We start from the raw sequence: 508 nt of genomic DNA on the forward strand, positions 1-508 counted from the left end.
TTTGAAATCAAGCAAGATGGAGAAATTATTAAACATGTTGTACAAGATAAAAAGGTTACAGGCTCTTTAGAAATAACAAAAGTAGATGTAGCGGATGGAAATACCAAGCTTCCAGGAGCTGAATTTACGATTTACGATGAACAAGGAAAAGAAGTAGTAAAAGGAAAAACTGACGAAAAGGGAATTGCGAAATTCGAAAAATTACCATATGGAAAATATACGTATAAAGAAACATTTGCACCAGAAGGATATTTAATTAATGAAGAAACATTCTCATTTGAAATCAAGCAAGATGGAGAAATTATTAAACATGTTGTACAAGATAAAAAGGTTACAGGCTCTTTAGAAATAACAAAAGTAGATGTAGCGGATGGAAATACCAAGCTTCCAGGAGCTGAATTTACGATTTACGATGAACAAGGAAAAGAAGTAGTAAAAGGAAAAACTGACGAAAAGGGAATTGCGAAATTCGAAAAATTACCATATGGAAAATATACGTATAAAGAAA

Annotated in this window: 1 protein-coding gene; it reads left to right on the forward strand. The window is 31.7% G+C overall.

Annotated features, from left to right (window positions below):
• A partial coding sequence (locus AAIE21_RS29335; RefSeq protein ID WP_343269877.1) for an MSCRAMM family protein occupies positions 1–508 on the forward strand: 508 nt, incomplete at both ends.

Origin of the sequence: Paenibacillus sp. 102, from assembly GCF_039549175.1 — a bacterium.
GTDB lineage: Bacteria > Bacillota > Bacilli > Bacillales > Bacillaceae_G > Bacillus_A.